The sequence below is a fragment of the Pseudomonas sp. Ps21-P2 genome (assembly GCF_039672565.1).
In the GTDB taxonomy this organism is placed as follows: domain Bacteria; phylum Pseudomonadota; class Gammaproteobacteria; order Pseudomonadales; family Pseudomonadaceae; genus Aquipseudomonas.
This window is the reverse complement of record NZ_JBDFPL010000004.1, coordinates 317,769-332,654: the sequence shown is the minus strand read 5'-3', so window position 1 is coordinate 332,654 and position 14,886 is coordinate 317,769. Positions and strand designations below refer to the sequence as shown.

The 14,886-nt window shown below is 60.9% G+C and carries 13 protein-coding genes; 7 read left to right on the top strand and 6 right to left on the bottom strand.

Annotated elements, in window-relative coordinates; all coding sequences use genetic code 11:
- Positions 1-11: 11 nt before the first annotated feature.
- The 4 genes from frr to rpsB form a co-directional block, all read right to left on the bottom strand.
- A complete protein-coding gene (gene frr, locus ABEH28_RS12580) occupies positions 12-569 on the bottom strand; it encodes a ribosome recycling factor (protein WP_065989845.1) in 558 nt (185 codons plus the stop codon).
- A complete protein-coding gene (gene pyrH / locus ABEH28_RS12575; protein WP_037014256.1) occupies positions 566-1,309 on the bottom strand; it encodes a UMP kinase in 744 nt (247 codons plus the stop codon). Before pyrH ends, frr begins: the two co-directional genes overlap by 4 nt.
- Before the next feature lie 222 nt (positions 1,310-1,531).
- Positions 1,532-2,395: a translation elongation factor Ts gene (gene tsf, locus ABEH28_RS12570; RefSeq protein WP_122537362.1), complete on the bottom strand. Its 864-nt coding sequence runs from the start codon at positions 2,393-2,395 to the stop codon at positions 1,532-1,534.
- Positions 2,396-2,582: 187 nt separating this feature from the next.
- Positions 2,583-3,323, bottom strand: coding sequence for a 30S ribosomal protein S2 (rpsB, locus tag ABEH28_RS12565; protein WP_037014262.1), 741 nt, complete (start codon positions 3,321-3,323; stop codon positions 2,583-2,585).
- A gap of 339 nt (positions 3,324-3,662) precedes the next feature.
- Here rpsB and map point away from each other — a divergent pair, with 339 nt between their 5' ends.
- The 3 genes from map to dapC all read left to right on the top strand — a co-directional run bounded on the left by map (position 3,663) and on the right by dapC (position 8,522).
- Positions 3,663-4,445 carry a type I methionyl aminopeptidase gene (map, locus tag ABEH28_RS12560; protein ID WP_192170825.1) on the top strand — a complete coding sequence of 261 codons (783 nt, stop codon included), beginning with the start codon at positions 3,663-3,665 and terminating at the stop codon, positions 4,443-4,445.
- Positions 4,446-4,529: 84 nt separating this feature from the next.
- Positions 4,530-7,229 (top strand): [protein-PII] uridylyltransferase, encoded by a 2,700-nt coding sequence (locus tag ABEH28_RS12555; RefSeq protein WP_282369294.1) that lies wholly within the window; start codon positions 4,530-4,532, stop codon positions 7,227-7,229.
- A 96-nt stretch (positions 7,230-7,325) separates the two neighbouring features.
- Positions 7,326-8,522, top strand: a complete 1,197-nt coding sequence (dapC, locus tag ABEH28_RS12550) for a succinyldiaminopimelate transaminase (RefSeq protein ID WP_346630077.1) — start codon at positions 7,326-7,328, stop codon at positions 8,520-8,522.
- Positions 8,523-8,563: 41 nt separating this feature from the next.
- Here dapC and ABEH28_RS12545 read toward each other — a convergent pair whose 3' ends face one another.
- Positions 8,564-10,210, bottom strand: coding sequence for a Na+/H+ antiporter (locus ABEH28_RS12545; protein ID WP_346630076.1), 1,647 nt, complete (start codon positions 10,208-10,210; stop codon positions 8,564-8,566).
- Positions 10,211-10,463: 253 nt separating this feature from the next.
- Here ABEH28_RS12545 and ABEH28_RS12540 point away from each other — a divergent pair, with 253 nt between their 5' ends.
- The 4 genes from ABEH28_RS12540 to ABEH28_RS12525 all read left to right on the top strand — a co-directional run bounded on the left by ABEH28_RS12540 (position 10,464) and on the right by ABEH28_RS12525 (position 13,564).
- Positions 10,464-10,826, top strand: coding sequence for an ArsC family reductase (locus ABEH28_RS12540; protein WP_133772712.1), 363 nt, complete (start codon positions 10,464-10,466; stop codon positions 10,824-10,826).
- A gap of 31 nt (positions 10,827-10,857) precedes the next feature.
- Positions 10,858-11,892, top strand: coding sequence for a 2,3,4,5-tetrahydropyridine-2,6-dicarboxylate N-succinyltransferase (dapD, locus tag ABEH28_RS12535; RefSeq protein WP_282369285.1), 1,035 nt, complete (start codon positions 10,858-10,860; stop codon positions 11,890-11,892).
- Positions 11,893-11,957: 65 nt separating this feature from the next.
- The gene (locus ABEH28_RS12530; protein ID WP_346630075.1) at positions 11,958-13,163 is read left to right on the top strand and encodes a cysteine desulfurase; all 1,206 of its coding nucleotides are present in this window, start codon (positions 11,958-11,960) and stop codon (positions 13,161-13,163) included.
- Complete coding sequence (locus tag ABEH28_RS12525; protein WP_346630074.1) at positions 13,160-13,564, top strand: SufE family protein; 405 nt, start codon at positions 13,160-13,162, stop codon at positions 13,562-13,564. The genes ABEH28_RS12530 and ABEH28_RS12525 overlap by 4 nt, the downstream gene beginning before the upstream one ends.
- Before the next feature lie 346 nt (positions 13,565-13,910).
- Here the strand turns inward: ABEH28_RS12525 and tcdA are convergent, their stop codons facing one another.
- Positions 13,911-14,729: a tRNA cyclic N6-threonylcarbamoyladenosine(37) synthase TcdA gene (gene tcdA / locus ABEH28_RS12520; protein WP_192170817.1), complete on the bottom strand. Its 819-nt coding sequence runs from the start codon at positions 14,727-14,729 to the stop codon at positions 13,911-13,913.
- Between the last annotated feature and the right edge of the window lie 157 nt (positions 14,730-14,886).

The following is a 14,886-nucleotide window of genomic DNA, read 5'->3' as shown; positions in this document are numbered from 1 at the left end:
CTTCCCGGCCCTTATACGGCCATCAGGTCCGCTTCTTTGGACTTGGTCGCGGCGTCGATGTCCGCCTCAGCCTTGTCCGTCAGCTTCTGGATGTCGGCAGCGGCGCGGCGCTCTTCGTCTTCGCTGATTTCCTTGTCCTTGACCAGCTTCTTCAGTTCACCCAACGCGTCACGGCGGATGTTGCGCACGGCAACGCGGGCGTCTTCGGCGGCGCTGCGAGCCTGCTTGGTGAAGCCCTTGCGGGTCTCTTCCGTCAAGGCAGGCATGGAGATCAACAGCATCTCGCCCAGGTTGGTCGGGTTGAGGTTCAGGCCAGCGCTCTGAATGGCCTTGTCGACCGCAGAAAGCATGTTGCGCTCGAACGCCACGACCTGCAGCGTACGGGAATCCTTCACGGTGACGTTGGCGACGCCGCTCAGCGGGGTATCGGAGCCGTAGTACGGCACCATCACGCTGCCGAGAATGCTCGGGTGCGCCTTGCCGGTACGGATCTGGCCGAATGCATGGGCCAGGGACTCAAGGGATTTCTTCATCCGCTCTTGAGCGTCTTTCTTGATTTCGTTGATCATTGTTCGCCTTCCTCGATCAAAGTACCTTCCGCGCCGCCATGCACAATGTTCAGCAGGGCGCCGGGCTTGTTCATATTGAAGACACGCAGTGGCATCTTGTGGTCACGACACAGACAGATGGCTGTCAGATCCATTACACCCAGCTTGCGATCCAGCACTTCGTCATAGGTCAGACGATCGAACTTCTCGGCATGCGGGTCCTTGAATGGATCGGCAGTGTACACACCATCGACCTTGGTTGCTTTCAGCACGACATCAGCGTCGATCTCGATCGCGCGCAGGCACGCTGCGGAATCCGTGGTGAAGAACGGATTGCCGGTACCGGCCGCGAAGATCACGACTTCCTTGGCATTCAGGTGACGCATGGCCTTGCGCCGGTCGTAGTGATCGGTCACACCCACCATGGAAATGGCTGACATCACGATGGCCGAGATGTTGGCCCGCTCCAGCGCGTCACGCATGGCGAGCGCATTCATCACGGTGGCCAGCATGCCCATGTGGTCGCCCGTGACCCGATCCATGCCGGCCGCGCTCAGCGCTGCGCCGCGGAACAGGTTGCCGCCGCCGATGACCAGACCGACCTGAACACCGATGCCGACCAGCTGACCGACTTCCAGCGCCATGCGATCCAGCACCTTGGGGTCGATGCCGAACTCTTCCGACCCCATCAGGGCCTCGCCGCTGAGCTTGAGTAGAATGCGTTTATAGCGAGCTTGATAGCCACTGCCCTGCTGAGCCATTGCGAATCTCTCCTGCGGCGTTTGAAAAAAATCGTTCGAGTTGCGGGCCGTTTTCGGCCTGCGCTAACTCTAGGTCACTGCTTCAGGGAAATGCAGCCTCGTAGGCCCAGCCCCCTGCAAAAACAAATTCAGTGCAGCAATAACAATTCCGCGTACCGCTTTGACAAAGAGGCTGCGCGCGTTAGCGGGCAGCCTCTTCGGGGCGACAGTTGGAAAACCGTCTTATTGCTTGCTTGCAGCTACTTGAGCAGCGACTTCTTCAGCGAAGTTGTCGACTGGCTTCTCGATGCCTTCGCCCACTTTGAAGTAGGTGAAGGAAACGATTTCAGCGCCGGCTTTCTTGGCCAGTTCACCGACCTTGATTTCCGGGTTCTTGACGAACGCTTGCTCAACCAGGCTCGCTTCAGCCAGGAACTTGCTGATACGACCGCCAACCATCTTCTCAGCGATTTCAGCAGGCTTGCCTTTCAGCTTGTCTTCGTTCAACTGCATGAAGACATTCTTCTCGCGCTCGATCGCTTCTGGCGAAACGTCCGAAGGCAGCAGGAACTCAGGGTTGGTCGCTGCTACGTGCATGGCGATGTCTTTCGCCAGCTCTGCATCGCCGCCCTTGAGGACGACAACCACGCCGATCTTGTTGCCGTGCAGGTACGAACCCAGCACGTCGCCTTCGATGCGCGCCAGACGACGGATGTTGACGTTCTCGCCAACCTTGCCGACCAGCACCAGACGATCAGCTTCCATCGCTTCAACCAGAGGCTCAACGGTAGTCAGCTTGTCAGCGAAGGCTTTCTCGACGCTTTTAGCGACGAATGCCTTGAAGTCGTCCTGCAGAGCCAGGAAGTCGGTCTGGGAGTTGACTTCGATCAGGACAGCAGCTTTGCCGTCGTCCTTGATGGAGATGGCGCCTTCAGCAGCAACGTTGCCTGCTTTCTTGGCTGCCTTGATTGCGCCCGAAGCACGCATATCGTCGATGGCTTTTTCGATGTCGCCGCCAGCCTTGGTCAAGGCCTTTTTGCAATCCATCATGCCTTCGCCGGTACGCTCGCGCAGTTCTTTGACCAACGCTGCAGTAATCTCTGCCATTTCAAAATCCTCTTGGATAGGTCTTCAACCATTCCACCCGCAAGACGGGCGTTCAAATTCTTGAAAATCCATGGTGACTGCTGCACATGACAATAAGATCGATGGCAACGTCAGATGGTTTTCGAGGTGGCAAAAAGGGGGCCAAGCCCCCTTTTTGCGTACTGAGTCAACGCCAGGCGTTTGTTACTCAGCCTTCAACAGTTGCCGCTGGAGCTTCTTCAGCGTAAACGTCGGTGCCGCCAGCATTGTTGTTGCGACCACGGATCACAGCGTCAGCCATCGAACCCATGTACAACTGAATGGCGCGGATTGCGTCATCGTTGCCCGGGATGATGTAGTCAACGCCTTCAGGGCTGCTGTTGGTGTCGACAACACCGATGACCGGGATACCCAGCTTGTTGGCTTCGGTAATCGCGATGCGCTCGTGATCAACGTCGATAACGAACAGAGCGTCTGGCAGACCGCCCATGTCCTTGATACCACCCAGGCTACGATCCAGCTTTTCCAGATCGCGAGTACGCATCAGCGCCTCTTTCTTGGTCAGCTTGGTGAAAGTGCCGTCTTCTGCCTGGATTTCAAGATCACGCAGACGCTTGATGGAAGCGCGGATGGTCTTGAAGTTGGTCAGCATGCCGCCCAACCAGCGGTGATCGACGTACGGCGAACCGCAACGTGCTGCTTCTTCAGCGACGATCTTGCCAGCGGAACGCTTGGTGCCGACGAACAGGATCTTGTTTTTGCCCTGAGCCAGGCGCTCAACGAAAGTCAGAGCTTCGTTGAACATAGGCAGGGTTTTTTCAAGGTTGATGATGTGGATCTTGTTGCGCGCGCCGAAAATGTATTTACCCATTTTCGGGTTCCAGTAACGGGTCTGGTGACCGAAGTGCACACCGGCCTTCAGCATATCGCGCATGTTGACTTGGGACATGATAGTTCCTTGATAAGTCGGGTTAGGCCTCCACGTATCCCAATGACCAACCAGCGGCTTGAGCCGAAGGCACCCAGGTCATCGTGTCGACACGTGTGTGGGTTAGAGCTTTCGGGGCAGACCCCGTAAAGCGGCGCATTTTATATCACAAAAGACTGGATAACGGAACTCGAAATAAGAGCCTGTTTTTCCGACGCTTTTGTCCTCCTCGCGTTAACGGTCAGGCACCCTGTCCGCCGCGATCGGGGACGGGATGATAACCCGCCTGACGACGGTCTGGTAGAATCGCGTTTTTTCCGTATCAAGCCGTGGCCCCGCCGCGCCGAGAGAGCCTGTTTAATGACCGTGACACTGAAAACCCCCGAAGACATCGAGAAGATGCGCATTGCCGGCCGCCTGGCTGCGGACGTGCTGGAAATGATCGGCGACTATGTAAAGCCTGGCGTGACCACCGAAGAACTGGACCGCATCTGCCACGATTACATCGTCAACGAGCAGAAGGCCATTCCGGCGCCGCTGAATTACAAGGGTTTCCCGAAATCCATCTGCACCTCGATCAACCACGTGGTTTGCCACGGCATTCCGAACGAGAAGCCGCTGAAGAATGGTGACGTGCTGAACATCGACGTGACCGTCATCAAGGACGGCTACCACGGCGACACCAGCAAGATGTTCCACGTAGGCCAGGTGCCTGAATGGGCCGAGCGTCTGTCCCGCGTCACCCAGGAGTGCCTTTATAAAGGCATCGAAGTGGTCAAGCCCGGCGCGCATTTGGGCGATATCGGCGAAGTGATCCAGAAGCATGCCGAGAAGAACGGCTTCTCGGTCGTCCGCGAATACTGCGGCCACGGCATCGGCAAGGTCTTCCATGAAGAGCCACAAGTGCTGCACTACGGCAAGGCCGGGGACGGTGTGGAGCTGAAAGAAGGCATGACCTTCACCATCGAGCCGATGATTAACCAGGGCAAGGCCGACACGCGTCTGCTGGGCGACGGCTGGACAGCCATCACCAAGGATCGCAAGCTGTCGGCGCAGTGGGAGCACACCATTCTGGTGACCGCGACCGGTTATGAGATCTTCACCCTGCGCAGCGATGACACCATCGCCCGCACCTCGGCCTGATCGCAGAGTCTTTCGCCATCATGGTCCGTACAGCCAGCACGGTCGGTTTAGCACGGTCGGTATAGATAGAAGGAAAGCAGTTCGATGCCGCAGGTGGACCCAGATTTGTTCGATCGCGGCCAGTTTCAGGCCGAGCTGGCACTGAAGGCCAGCCCCATACCCGCCTTCAAGAAAGCCATCCGTCAGGCGCGCGAAGTGCTGGACGGACGCTTCAAGTCCGGCCGGGAAATTCGTCGGCTGATCGAAGACCGTGCCTGGTTTGTCGATAACATCCTGCAGCAGGCCTGGGATCAGTTCGACTGGAGCGAAGACGCCGACATCGCCTTGCTGGCGGTCGGCGGCTACGGTCGCGGCGAACTGCACCCCTACTCCGACATCGATCTGCTGATCCTGCTGGACAGCGCCGATCATGAGGTTTTCCGCGACTCCATCGAGCGCTTTCTGACGCTGCTGTGGGACATCGGCCTGGAAGTCGGTCAGAGCGTGCGCTCGGTGGACGAATGCGCCACCGAAGCCCGCGCCGACCTGACCGTCATCACGAATCTAATGGAAAGCCGCACGATTGCCGGTCCCGAGCGACTGCGTCAGCGCATGCTCGCCGTCACCAGCACCCGCGAAATGTGGCCGAGCAAAGAGTTCTTCCTGGCCAAACGCGCCGAGCAGAAGAACCGCCATCACAAGTATTTCGACACCGAATACAACCTCGAACCCAACGTCAAAGGCTCGCCCGGTGGCCTGCGGGATATCCAGACCATTCTCTGGGTTGCCCGTCGCCAGTACGGCACGCTGAATCTGCACGCACTGGCCGACGAGGGATTTCTGCTGGAGAGCGAAAACGCGCTGCTGGCCTCCTCACAGGAGTTTCTCTGGAAGGTCCGCTACGCGCTGCACATGCTGGCCGGGCGTTCCGAAGACCGTCTGCTGTTCGATTACCAGACCAGCATCGCGCGCCTGTTGGGCTACGAAGACAGCGACGCCAAGCTGGCCATCGAGCGCTTCATGCAGAAGTACTACCGGGTGGTCATGAGCATCGCGCAGCTCAGCGACCTGATCATTCAGCACTTCGAAGAAGTCATCCTGGCGGACGACGAAGGCACGGTCACCGAGACCATCAACTCGCGCTTCCAGCTGCATGACGGTTACATCGAAGCGACCCATCCGAACGTCTTCAAGCGCACGCCGTTCGCGATGATCGAGATCTTCGTGCTGATGGCGCAGCGCCCGGAAATAAAAGGCGTGCGGGCCGACACCATCCGGCTGCTGCGGGAACACCGCTACCTGATCAACGACGATTTCCGCAACGATATCCGCAACACCAGCCTGTTCATCGAGCTGTTCAAATGCGAGATAGGCATCCATCGCAACCTGCGGCGGATGAACCGTTACGGCATTCTCGGCCTGTACCTGCCGGAGTTCGGCCATATCGTCGGGCAGATGCAGCACGACCTGTTCCACATCTACACGGTCGATGCCCACACGCTGAACCTGATCAAGCACCTGCGTAAGCTGCAATACACGCAGGTGTCAGAGAAATTCCCGCTGGCCAGCAAGCTTATGGCCAAGCTGCCCAAGCCCGAGCTTATTTACCTGGCCGGGCTTTACCACGACATCGGCAAGGGCCGCGGCGGCGATCACTCGGAACTGGGCGCGGTGGATGCCGAAGCGTTTGGCATTCGTCATCACCTGCCCAATTGGGACACCCAGCTGATTGTCTGGCTGGTGCAGAACCATCTGGTGATGTCGACCACCGCCCAGCGCAAGGACTTGTCCGACCCGCAGGTGATTCACGACTTCGCCCAGTTCGTCGGCGATGAAGTGCACCTGGACTACCTCTATGTGCTGACCATCGCCGACATCAACGCGACCAATCCGACGCTGTGGAACTCGTGGCGGGCCAGCCTGCTGCGCCAGCTGTACACCGAGACCAAGCGCGCGCTCAAGCGTGGGCTGGAGAACCCGGTCGACCGCGAGGAGCAGATCCGTCGCACGCAAAGCGCCGCCCTGGATATTCTGGTGCGCAGCGGCACTGATCCCGACGACGTAGAGCAACTGTGGTCGCAACTGGGTGATGACTATTTCCTGCGTCACACCGCCGGCGACGTGGCCTGGCACAGCGACGCGATTTTGCAGCAGCCAGCCGATGGCGGCCCGTTGGTGCTGATCAAGGAAACCACCCAGCGCGAGTTCGAAGGCGGCACGCAGATCTTCATCTATGCGCCCGACCAGCACGACTTCTTCGCCGTGACCGTGGCAGCCATGGACCAGCTGAACCTGAACATCCACGACGCCCGGGTCATCACGTCCACCAGCCAGTTCACCCTCGACACCTACATCGTGCTCGACAGCGAAGGCGGTTCGATCGGTGACAATCCGGAGCGCATCAAGGCCATTCGCGAGGGCCTGACCGAGGCGCTGCGCAACCCCGACGATTACCCGACCATCATCAAGCGCCGCGTACCGCGCCAGCTCAAGCACTTTGCCTTCGCGCCCGTGGTGACGATTTCCAACGACGCGCAACGGCCGGTCACGGTGCTGGAGCTCAGTGCGCCGGATCGACCTGGACTGCTGGCGCGACTGGGCAAGATCTTCTTGGAGTTCGATCTGTCGTTGCAAAACGCCAAGATCGCCACGCTGGGCGAACGCGTGGAAGACGTGTTCTTTCTGACCGATGAAAACCACCAGCCGCTGTCCGACCCACAACTGTGTCGACGCCTGCAGGATGAAATCGTCGAGCAGCTCAGCGTCAATCCCGAGCCCGGCAGCGAGTTGCGCATCAGCATTTGAATCCGCCAGGACGGCACGACTTAACGACTTGATTCAACGGCGCCCTGCCACATCGTGAACACGAGTGCGGGCGCCCAGCCTTGAGAACGATTCGACATGAATAACGCCCTGCAGCAGCTTCAGCCCTACCCTTTCGAGAAACTTCGCGCGTTGCTCGGTGCCGTTACGCCGAATCCGGACAAACGTCCGATCGCCCTGTCGATCGGCGAACCCAAGCACAAATCGCCGGAGTTCGTCGCCAAGGCGCTGGCCGACAACCTCGATCAGATGGCGGTCTACCCGACCACGGCCGGAATTCCTGCGTTGCGTGAAGCCATCGCCACATGGTGCGAGCGCCGTTTCAGCGTGCCTGCCGGCTGGCTGGATGCCACCAAACACGTGCTGCCCGTCAACGGCACCCGTGAGGCGCTGTTCGCGTTTACCCAGACCGTCGTCAACCGCACTGACAACGGTCTGGTGGTCAGCCCCAATCCGTTCTACCAAATCTATGAAGGCGCGGCGTTTCTGGCCGGCGCCACTCCGCACTATCTGCCGTGCCTGGCCGAGCACGGTTTCAACCCGGATTTCGACGCGGTCAGCGCTGATGTCTGGGACCGCTGCCAGATTCTGTTCCTGTGCTCGCCGGGCAACCCGACCGGTGCGCTGATCCCGGTGGAAACCCTGAAAAAGCTCATCGCCCTGGCCGACAAGCACGATTTCGTGATTGCCGCGGACGAGTGCTACAGCGAGTTGTATTTCGACGAAGCGACCCCGCCGCCCGGCCTGCTCAGCGCCTGCGCCGAACTGGGTCGCCAGGATTTCAAGCGCTGCGTGGTCTTTCACAGCCTGTCAAAGCGCTCGAACCTGCCGGGCCTGCGCTCGGGTTTCGTCGCCGGCGATGCCGAGATTCTCAAGGCGTTTCTGCTCTACCGCACCTACCACGGCTGCGCGATGCCGGTGCAAACGCAATTGGCGAGCATCGCGGCCTGGAGCGATGAAGAACACGTGCGCGCCAACCGCACGCTGTACCGGGAAAAGTTTGACGCCGTGCTGGAAATCCTTAGCCCGGTCATGGATGTGCAACACCCGGACGGCGGTTTCTATCTGTGGCCCAGCGTCGGGACTGATGACGCAGCGTTCTGCCGGGATCTGTTCGTCACCCAGCACGTGACGGTGGTGCCAGGCTCCTACCTGTCCCGCGAGGTCGACGGCTTCAATCCCGGCGCCGGTCGCGTGCGCATGGCACTGGTTGCACCGCTGGCCGAGTGCATCGAAGCCGCGCAGCGCATCCGGGATTTCATGACGAGCCGTTGATTTCCTGCTGACACTCTACGCACTGAGGCCAGCCTCTAGCCTCAGTGCGCCAGACCCAGATTGGCTTCGTTCAAATCGAGTTCTGCCAGCACCAGGCGAAGCACGTCATCGCCGATCTGGTGATGGCGGTGCAGGTCGTACAGCTTCAGGCGCTGAGCACGCAGGGCGTTAAGGCGCATGCGCTTTTCCAGTTGATCCATTTGAAACGCCAGGGCCTGAGCCTCGGCGGTGTCATTGAAGATATCCAGACGCTGGCGGTATTCGGACATGATCCGCGCCTTCACTTCCATGGCGAGGACCGCTTGCGCGGCGTCGGGCGAATCCGTCGCTGCCGGGATCGCCTCATTCTCCAGTGTCTGAATCGCCGCCTGAGCCGTGCGCTTCCAGGCGTCTCGCACTTCGCGCTTCATGCGCATGTCCGGCTCACTGACCTGCCCACGCAGGAGCACCGGCAAGCCAATGCTCGCCGACACCAGCGACAGCAGAATCACCCCGGCGGCAATGAAAATCAGCAAGTCCCGCTCGGGAAAGTCGACGCCGGCGCTGATCAGCATCGGCACCGACAACGTACCCGCTAGCGTGACAGCACCGCGCACCCCGCCCACGGTCAGCAGCAATGACGACCGGGTCGACAGATCCAGGGTGCCGTCGCCCCTGCCGCGCCAGCGCCGGATCTGGATCATCAGCCGCCAGACGCTTTGCACCCAGATGAAACGCAGCGCCGCCAGCACGACGAAGATTACCAGCACGTCAAGGCACCGCCACAACAGGGTCGGCCACAGGGTGGCTTCGTGGTGGGTAACGGCGGTGATGATGTCGGGCAACTGCAAGCCCAGCAGCAGGAAGATCAGGCCGTTGAACGCAAATTCCAACAGGGTCCATACGCTGCGATTGAGCAGTCGAGTAGTGGTCTGGCGCGGCAGCAGATCGACCCAGCTTTGCATCATCCCTGCCGCCACCGCCGAGAGAATTCCGGACAGCTCAAGGCGCTCGGCCAGCACGTAAGCGGCGAACGGCAGCAGCAACATGAAGACGACGTGGGTTGCTGGATCATCCCAGCCCCGGGTGATCATCCAGCTGCGCAGGCGACCCACCACCCAACTCAGCGCAACGCCCACGGCCAGACCACCGCAGGCGACCAGCACGAAATTCAGGCTGGCATCGGTCAGGGAAAACACCCCGGTGATGGCGGCTGCCAGCGCGAACTTGAAAGTGACCAGGCCGGTCGCGTCATTCATCAATGCTTCGCCCTGGAGCATGCGCATGATCGGCACGGGCAGCCGGTCCTGGGCGATGGCCGAGACCGCCACGGCGTCCGTCGGCGACAGCACGGCCGCCAGCGCAAACGCGACGGGCAAGGGAATTGAAGGCAGCAGCCAGTGGATGAAGTAACCGGCGCCGATCACCGTAAAAATCACCAGCCCGACCGCGAGGGTCAGAATCGCGCCGCGGTAGCGCCAGAGGTCGCGCTTGGGCATCCGCCAGCCATCGGAAAACAGCAGCGGCGGCAGGAACAGAAACAGGAACAGCTCAGGGTCGAGCGCCACGTGCAGGCCCAGGGTCGGCCATGCCAGCAAGGCGCCCGCGGCGATCTGCACCAGCGGCAACGGCAGCGGAATCAACCGGGCGAGCAATCGCGAGACACCTACCAGCGTCAACAAGATAAGGACGGTATAGGCTGTTTGCATTGCGTGTTTCCCCAAGCGTTGACTCATGACTGACATCGGCAACAGACCCGATGCGTCCGGCAAAGTGCCCCTCTTGGCGGCTGTGATGGTCATGGGGTGTTGATACATCAGTCGTGGTCGGCCGGCGTCGCCAGCGTTCATCGCCCGTAAACCTGCCTCAAATGGACAAAGCGTCGGCCCGCCGCACTTACCCGGCGTGTACGTGGCATAATCCTCCACCGTTTTTTTCAACCGTCCCGAAAGGAGCAGGCCCATGGCCAAGGAAACCCACACGTTGCACCTGTTTGGGATCAAGGCGTGCGACACGATGAAGAAGGCGCGCACCTGGCTCGATGAAAAATCGGTGAATTACGATTTCCACGACTACAAGACCCAAGGCATCGATCGCGACCACCTGACCCGTTGGTGCAATGAGCATGGCTGGCAGACGGTACTCAACCGCGCCGGCACGACCTTTCGCAAACTGGACGAGGCGCAGAAAGCCGACCTCGATCAGGAAAAGGCCATTGAGCTGATGCTCGCTCAGCCCTCGATGATCAAGCGCCCGGTGCTGGATCTTGGCGACAAAACCCTGATTGGCTTCAAACCCGAACTGTACGCTGCGGCTATCGCCTGATTGAGATAGCCCTAAATAACGAGGTATCTGCATGTCCACTTCTCTGTTCAGCCTGGCCTTTGGCGTTGGCACACAAAACCGTCAAGGCACCTGGCTGGAAGTTTTCTACGCCCTGCCGCTGCTCAACCCGTCGGCTGAAATCGTCGCTGCCATCGCGCCGATCCTGGGCTACACCGGTGGCAATCAGGCCATCGCATTCAACACCGATCTGTCCTCGCGTCTGGCCAATGCCCTCAAAGGCATCGACGACGCCCAGGCTGCGCTGCTGACCCGACTCGCCGAGAGCCACAACCCTCTGGTTGCCACGCTGCTGGCCGAGGACACCGCACTGACCTCCACCCCCGAGGCTTACCTCAAGCTGCATCTGCTGTCCCATCGACTGGTCAAGCCCCACGGTTTGAGCCTGGCCGGCGTGTTCCCGCTGCTGCCGAACGTCGCGTGGACCAGCCAGGGCGCCATCGACTTGGGCGAACTGGCCGAGCGTCAGCTGGAAGCCCGCCTGAAAGGCCATTTTCTGGAGGTCTTCTCGGTGGACAAATTCCCGAAAATGACTGACTACGTCGTGCCAGCCGGTGTGCGCATCGCTGACACCGCGCGCGTACGTCTGGGCGCCTACATTGGCGAAGGCACCACCGTGATGCACGAAGGCTTCGTCAACTTCAACGGCGGCACCGAAGGCCCGGGCATGATCGAAGGTCGCGTGTCGGCTGGCGTGTTCGTCGGCAAGGGTTCGGACCTGGGCGGCGGTTGCTCGACCATGGGCACGCTGTCGGGCGGCGGCAACATGGTGATCAAGGTCGGCGAAGGATGCCTGATCGGGGCGAACGCCGGCATCGGCATTCCGTTGGGCGATCGCAACACCGTTGAAGCCGGTCTGTACGTTACCGCCGGCACCAAAGTGGCGCTGCTGGACGACAAAAACGAGCTGGTCAAGGTCGTCAAGGCTCGTGAGCTGGCCGGTCAACCGGACCTGTTGTTCCGTCGCAACTCGCAGACCGGCGCGGTGGAGTGCAAATCCCACAAGTCGGCCATCGAGCTGAACGAAGCGCTGCACGCTCACAACTGATCGATGCTGCGTGCGGGTTCGGTGTCCCTCGGGGCTCCGAGTCCGCCTCAACGAGCGTGACTGATATGCCCCTCATTTCTCCCTGGCGCGCTGACTTTCCGGCCATCGACGCCCTGCAACGGCAAGGCCAGACCTACCTGGACAGCGCCGCCACTGCACAAAAGCCCCACGCCCTGATCGACGCCACGGTGCATTACTACGCCAACGGCGCAGCGAATGTGCATCGCGCCCAGCACCTGCCGGGCGCCATGGCGACCCAGGGCTTCGAGGACACGCGACGCAAGGCCGGCGAATGGCTGAATGCCGGAGCGTCCGGGCAGATCGTTTTCACCCACGGCGCCACGTCCGCGTTCAACTTGCTCGCTTACGGCCTGGAGCACGTGTTTCAGGCCGGCGACGAGATTGTCATCAGCGCCCTGGAGCATCACGCCAATCTGTTGCCCTGGCAGCAGCTGGCCCTGCGTCGCGACCTGAAGCTGGTGGTGCTGCCCGTCACCGAGGCCGGCGTGATTGATGTAGAGGCCGCCGCCGGGCTGATCACTTCACGCACCCGTTTGCTGGCGGTCAGTCAGTTGTCCAACGTGCTCGGCACCTGGCAGCCGGTTCGGCAACTGGTCGCGCTGGCCCAGGCCCATGGCGCGCTGACGGTGATTGATGGCGCCCAGGGTGTCGTCCATGGACGACACGATGTGCAGGACATCGGCTGCGACTTCTACGTGTTTTCCAGCCACAAGCTCTATGGCCCGGATGGCGTGGGCGTGCTGTTCGGGCGACATGACGCATTGGCGCGGTTGCAGCACTGGCAGTTCGGCGGCGAGATGGTCCTGCAGACCGGCTATCAGACGGCAACCTTTCGCCCTGCGCCGCTGGGCTTCGAAGCGGGCACGCCGCCCATCAGCGCGGTGATCGGTCTCGGCGCGACGCTGGATTACCTCAACGGCCTCAATCAGTCCGCCGTCGCCGAATACGAAGCGTGCCTGCATGAGCGGTTGCGCGCTGGGTTGATGCTGCGCGACGGTGTGCAGGTGCTGGGTGATCCCCATGTGGCGCTGGTGAGTTTCGTGGTCGAGGGCGTGCACAACGCCGATCTTGCGCACCTGCTGACCGAGCAAGGCGTCGCGGTTCGCGCCGGTCACCACTGCGCCATTCCGTTGATCAGTGGCTTGGGCCTCTCAGGCGCGATTCGGGTGTCGCTGGGGCTGTACAACGATTCCGGGGACCTGGAGCGATTTTTCACCGCACTGGATCAAGCGCTGGAGTTGTTGCGATGAGCCTGCCGACCGATGCCCGCACGGCGCTGGAAACCTTCAACGAGTCACTGAGCTGGGAGCAGCGCGCACGATTGCTGATGCAATGGGGAGACCGCCTGCCCCCCATGAGCGACGATGAAAAGACCGACGAGCATTTGGTAGACGGCTGCGAGAGCAAGGTCTGGCTGGTGGGCGACGTGATCGACGGCCACTGGCAGTTCCGCGCCGCCAGTGACGCGCGCTTGATTCGGGGTCTGGTGGCGCTGTTGCTGGCCCGGGTCAACGGCCTGTCGTTGCAAGAACTGCAGCAGGTGGGCCTGGTGGAGTGGTTCACGCAGCTGGGCTTGAGCCGTCAGCTGTCGGCATCCCGCAGCAACGGGCTGAATGCGGTGCTGCAGAAGATGCGGCAGCTCGCACGGTAGAAATTCCCCGTCGTCCAGGCGCCGCGCTGTTGCGCAGCAAACATGAGACTTGGTGGAGCGAGCTTGCTCGCGAAAGGATCGTTCAACTGCTGGATATTTAGCGGATGTACCGGCCTCTTCGCGAGCAAGCTCGCTCCCACAATGGGTTCCGAGCAACTGTTTAGAATCTTCGGCGTACACAAAACCTGTGGGAGTGAGCTTGCTCACAAAAGGATCTTTCAACCACTGGATATTTAGTGGATGTACCGGCATCTTCGCGAGCAAGCTCGCTCCCACAGGTAGTTCATCTGCAGGACCATCGGCGGGGGTTCACAAAGGATACGCCAGCATGACTGCCCCTCTGTCGTCAGGCCGTTGGCTGCGCCTTGGCGCGCTCCGACGGCCGTCGCACGCCGGCGACGATTTTGTCCACGGCTTTGGTCGCGGCGACCATCCCGAATGTGGCAGTGACCATCATCACCGCGCCGAAACCACCTGCGCAGTCCAGCTTCACGCCGTCGCCGACGAAGCTTTTCTGCAGGCAGATGCTGCCGTCCGGCTTGGGGTAGCGCAGTTGCTCGGTGGAGAACACGCACGGCACGCTGTAATGGCGGGTGACGGTGCGGGAAAAGCCGTAGTCCCGGCGCAGGGTCGAGCGCACCTTCGACGCCAACGGGTCGTTGAACGTGCGGTTGAGGTCGCAGACCTGAATCAGGGTCGGGTCGATCTGCCCGCCTGCGCCGCCGGTGGTGATGATCTGGATCTTGCGCCTTTTGCACCAGGCGATCAGCGCGGCCTTGGCATTGACGCTGTCGATGCAATCGAGCACACAGTCGATGTCCGGCGTGATGTATTCGGCCATGGTGTCGCGGGTGACGAAGTCGGCGACGGCATGAACGACGCAGTCGGGATTGATCTCACGCAGGCGGTCGGCCATGACCTCGACCTTGGCGCGGCCAACGGTGCTGCTCAGGGCGTGCAACTGGCGGTTGCTATTACTGACGCAGACGTCGTCCAGATCAAACAGGGAAATCTCGCCCACGCCACAGCGCGCCATGGCTTCCGCCGCCCAGGAACCCACGCCGCCGATGCCGACCACCGCCACATGGGCCGCGCGCAGGCGTTCCAGGCCCTCGATGCCGTACAGGCGGGCAACGCCAGCGAAACGCGGATCTTCTGTGCTCATGACTAATACCCCAAAAAACCGGCGCGCATTATAGGCCCTGGCGGCGATTCGCAAAGCGCTGAGTGGCAGTCGTTTGGTCTGAAAGTCGCCCCGTTCCCCACAAGCCACCCACGAACACGCAAAGCCCTACAGCCACGGCCGAACAGAACTTCAACAC

What these genes read in the sequence shown, in the direction of transcription:
- frr (WP_065989845.1), bottom strand. Translation starts at nt 569, where the DNA reads ATGATCAACGAAATCAAGAAAGACGCTCAAGAGCGGATGAAGAAATCC.
- pyrH (WP_037014256.1), bottom strand. Translation starts at nt 1,309, where the DNA reads ATGGCTCAGCAGGGCAGTGGCTATCAAGCTCGCTATAAACGCATTCTA.
- tsf (WP_122537362.1), bottom strand. Translation starts at nt 2,395, where the DNA reads ATGGCAGAGATTACTGCAGCGTTGGTCAAAGAACTGCGCGAGCGTACC.
- rpsB (WP_037014262.1), bottom strand. Translation starts at nt 3,323, where the DNA reads ATGTCCCAAGTCAACATGCGCGATATGCTGAAGGCCGGTGTGCACTTC.
- map (WP_192170825.1), top strand. Translation starts at nt 3,663, where the DNA reads ATGACCGTGACACTGAAAACCCCCGAAGACATCGAGAAGATGCGCATT.
- ABEH28_RS12555 (WP_282369294.1), top strand. Translation starts at nt 4,530, where the DNA reads ATGCCGCAGGTGGACCCAGATTTGTTCGATCGCGGCCAGTTTCAGGCC.
- dapC (WP_346630077.1), top strand. Translation starts at nt 7,326, where the DNA reads ATGAATAACGCCCTGCAGCAGCTTCAGCCCTACCCTTTCGAGAAACTT.
- ABEH28_RS12545 (WP_346630076.1), bottom strand. Translation starts at nt 10,210, where the DNA reads ATGCAAACAGCCTATACCGTCCTTATCTTGTTGACGCTGGTAGGTGTC.
- ABEH28_RS12540 (WP_133772712.1), top strand. Translation starts at nt 10,464, where the DNA reads ATGGCCAAGGAAACCCACACGTTGCACCTGTTTGGGATCAAGGCGTGC.
- dapD (WP_282369285.1), top strand. Translation starts at nt 10,858, where the DNA reads ATGTCCACTTCTCTGTTCAGCCTGGCCTTTGGCGTTGGCACACAAAAC.
- ABEH28_RS12530 (WP_346630075.1), top strand. Translation starts at nt 11,958, where the DNA reads ATGCCCCTCATTTCTCCCTGGCGCGCTGACTTTCCGGCCATCGACGCC.
- ABEH28_RS12525 (WP_346630074.1), top strand. Translation starts at nt 13,160, where the DNA reads ATGAGCCTGCCGACCGATGCCCGCACGGCGCTGGAAACCTTCAACGAG.
- tcdA (WP_192170817.1), bottom strand. Translation starts at nt 14,729, where the DNA reads ATGAGCACAGAAGATCCGCGTTTCGCTGGCGTTGCCCGCCTGTACGGC.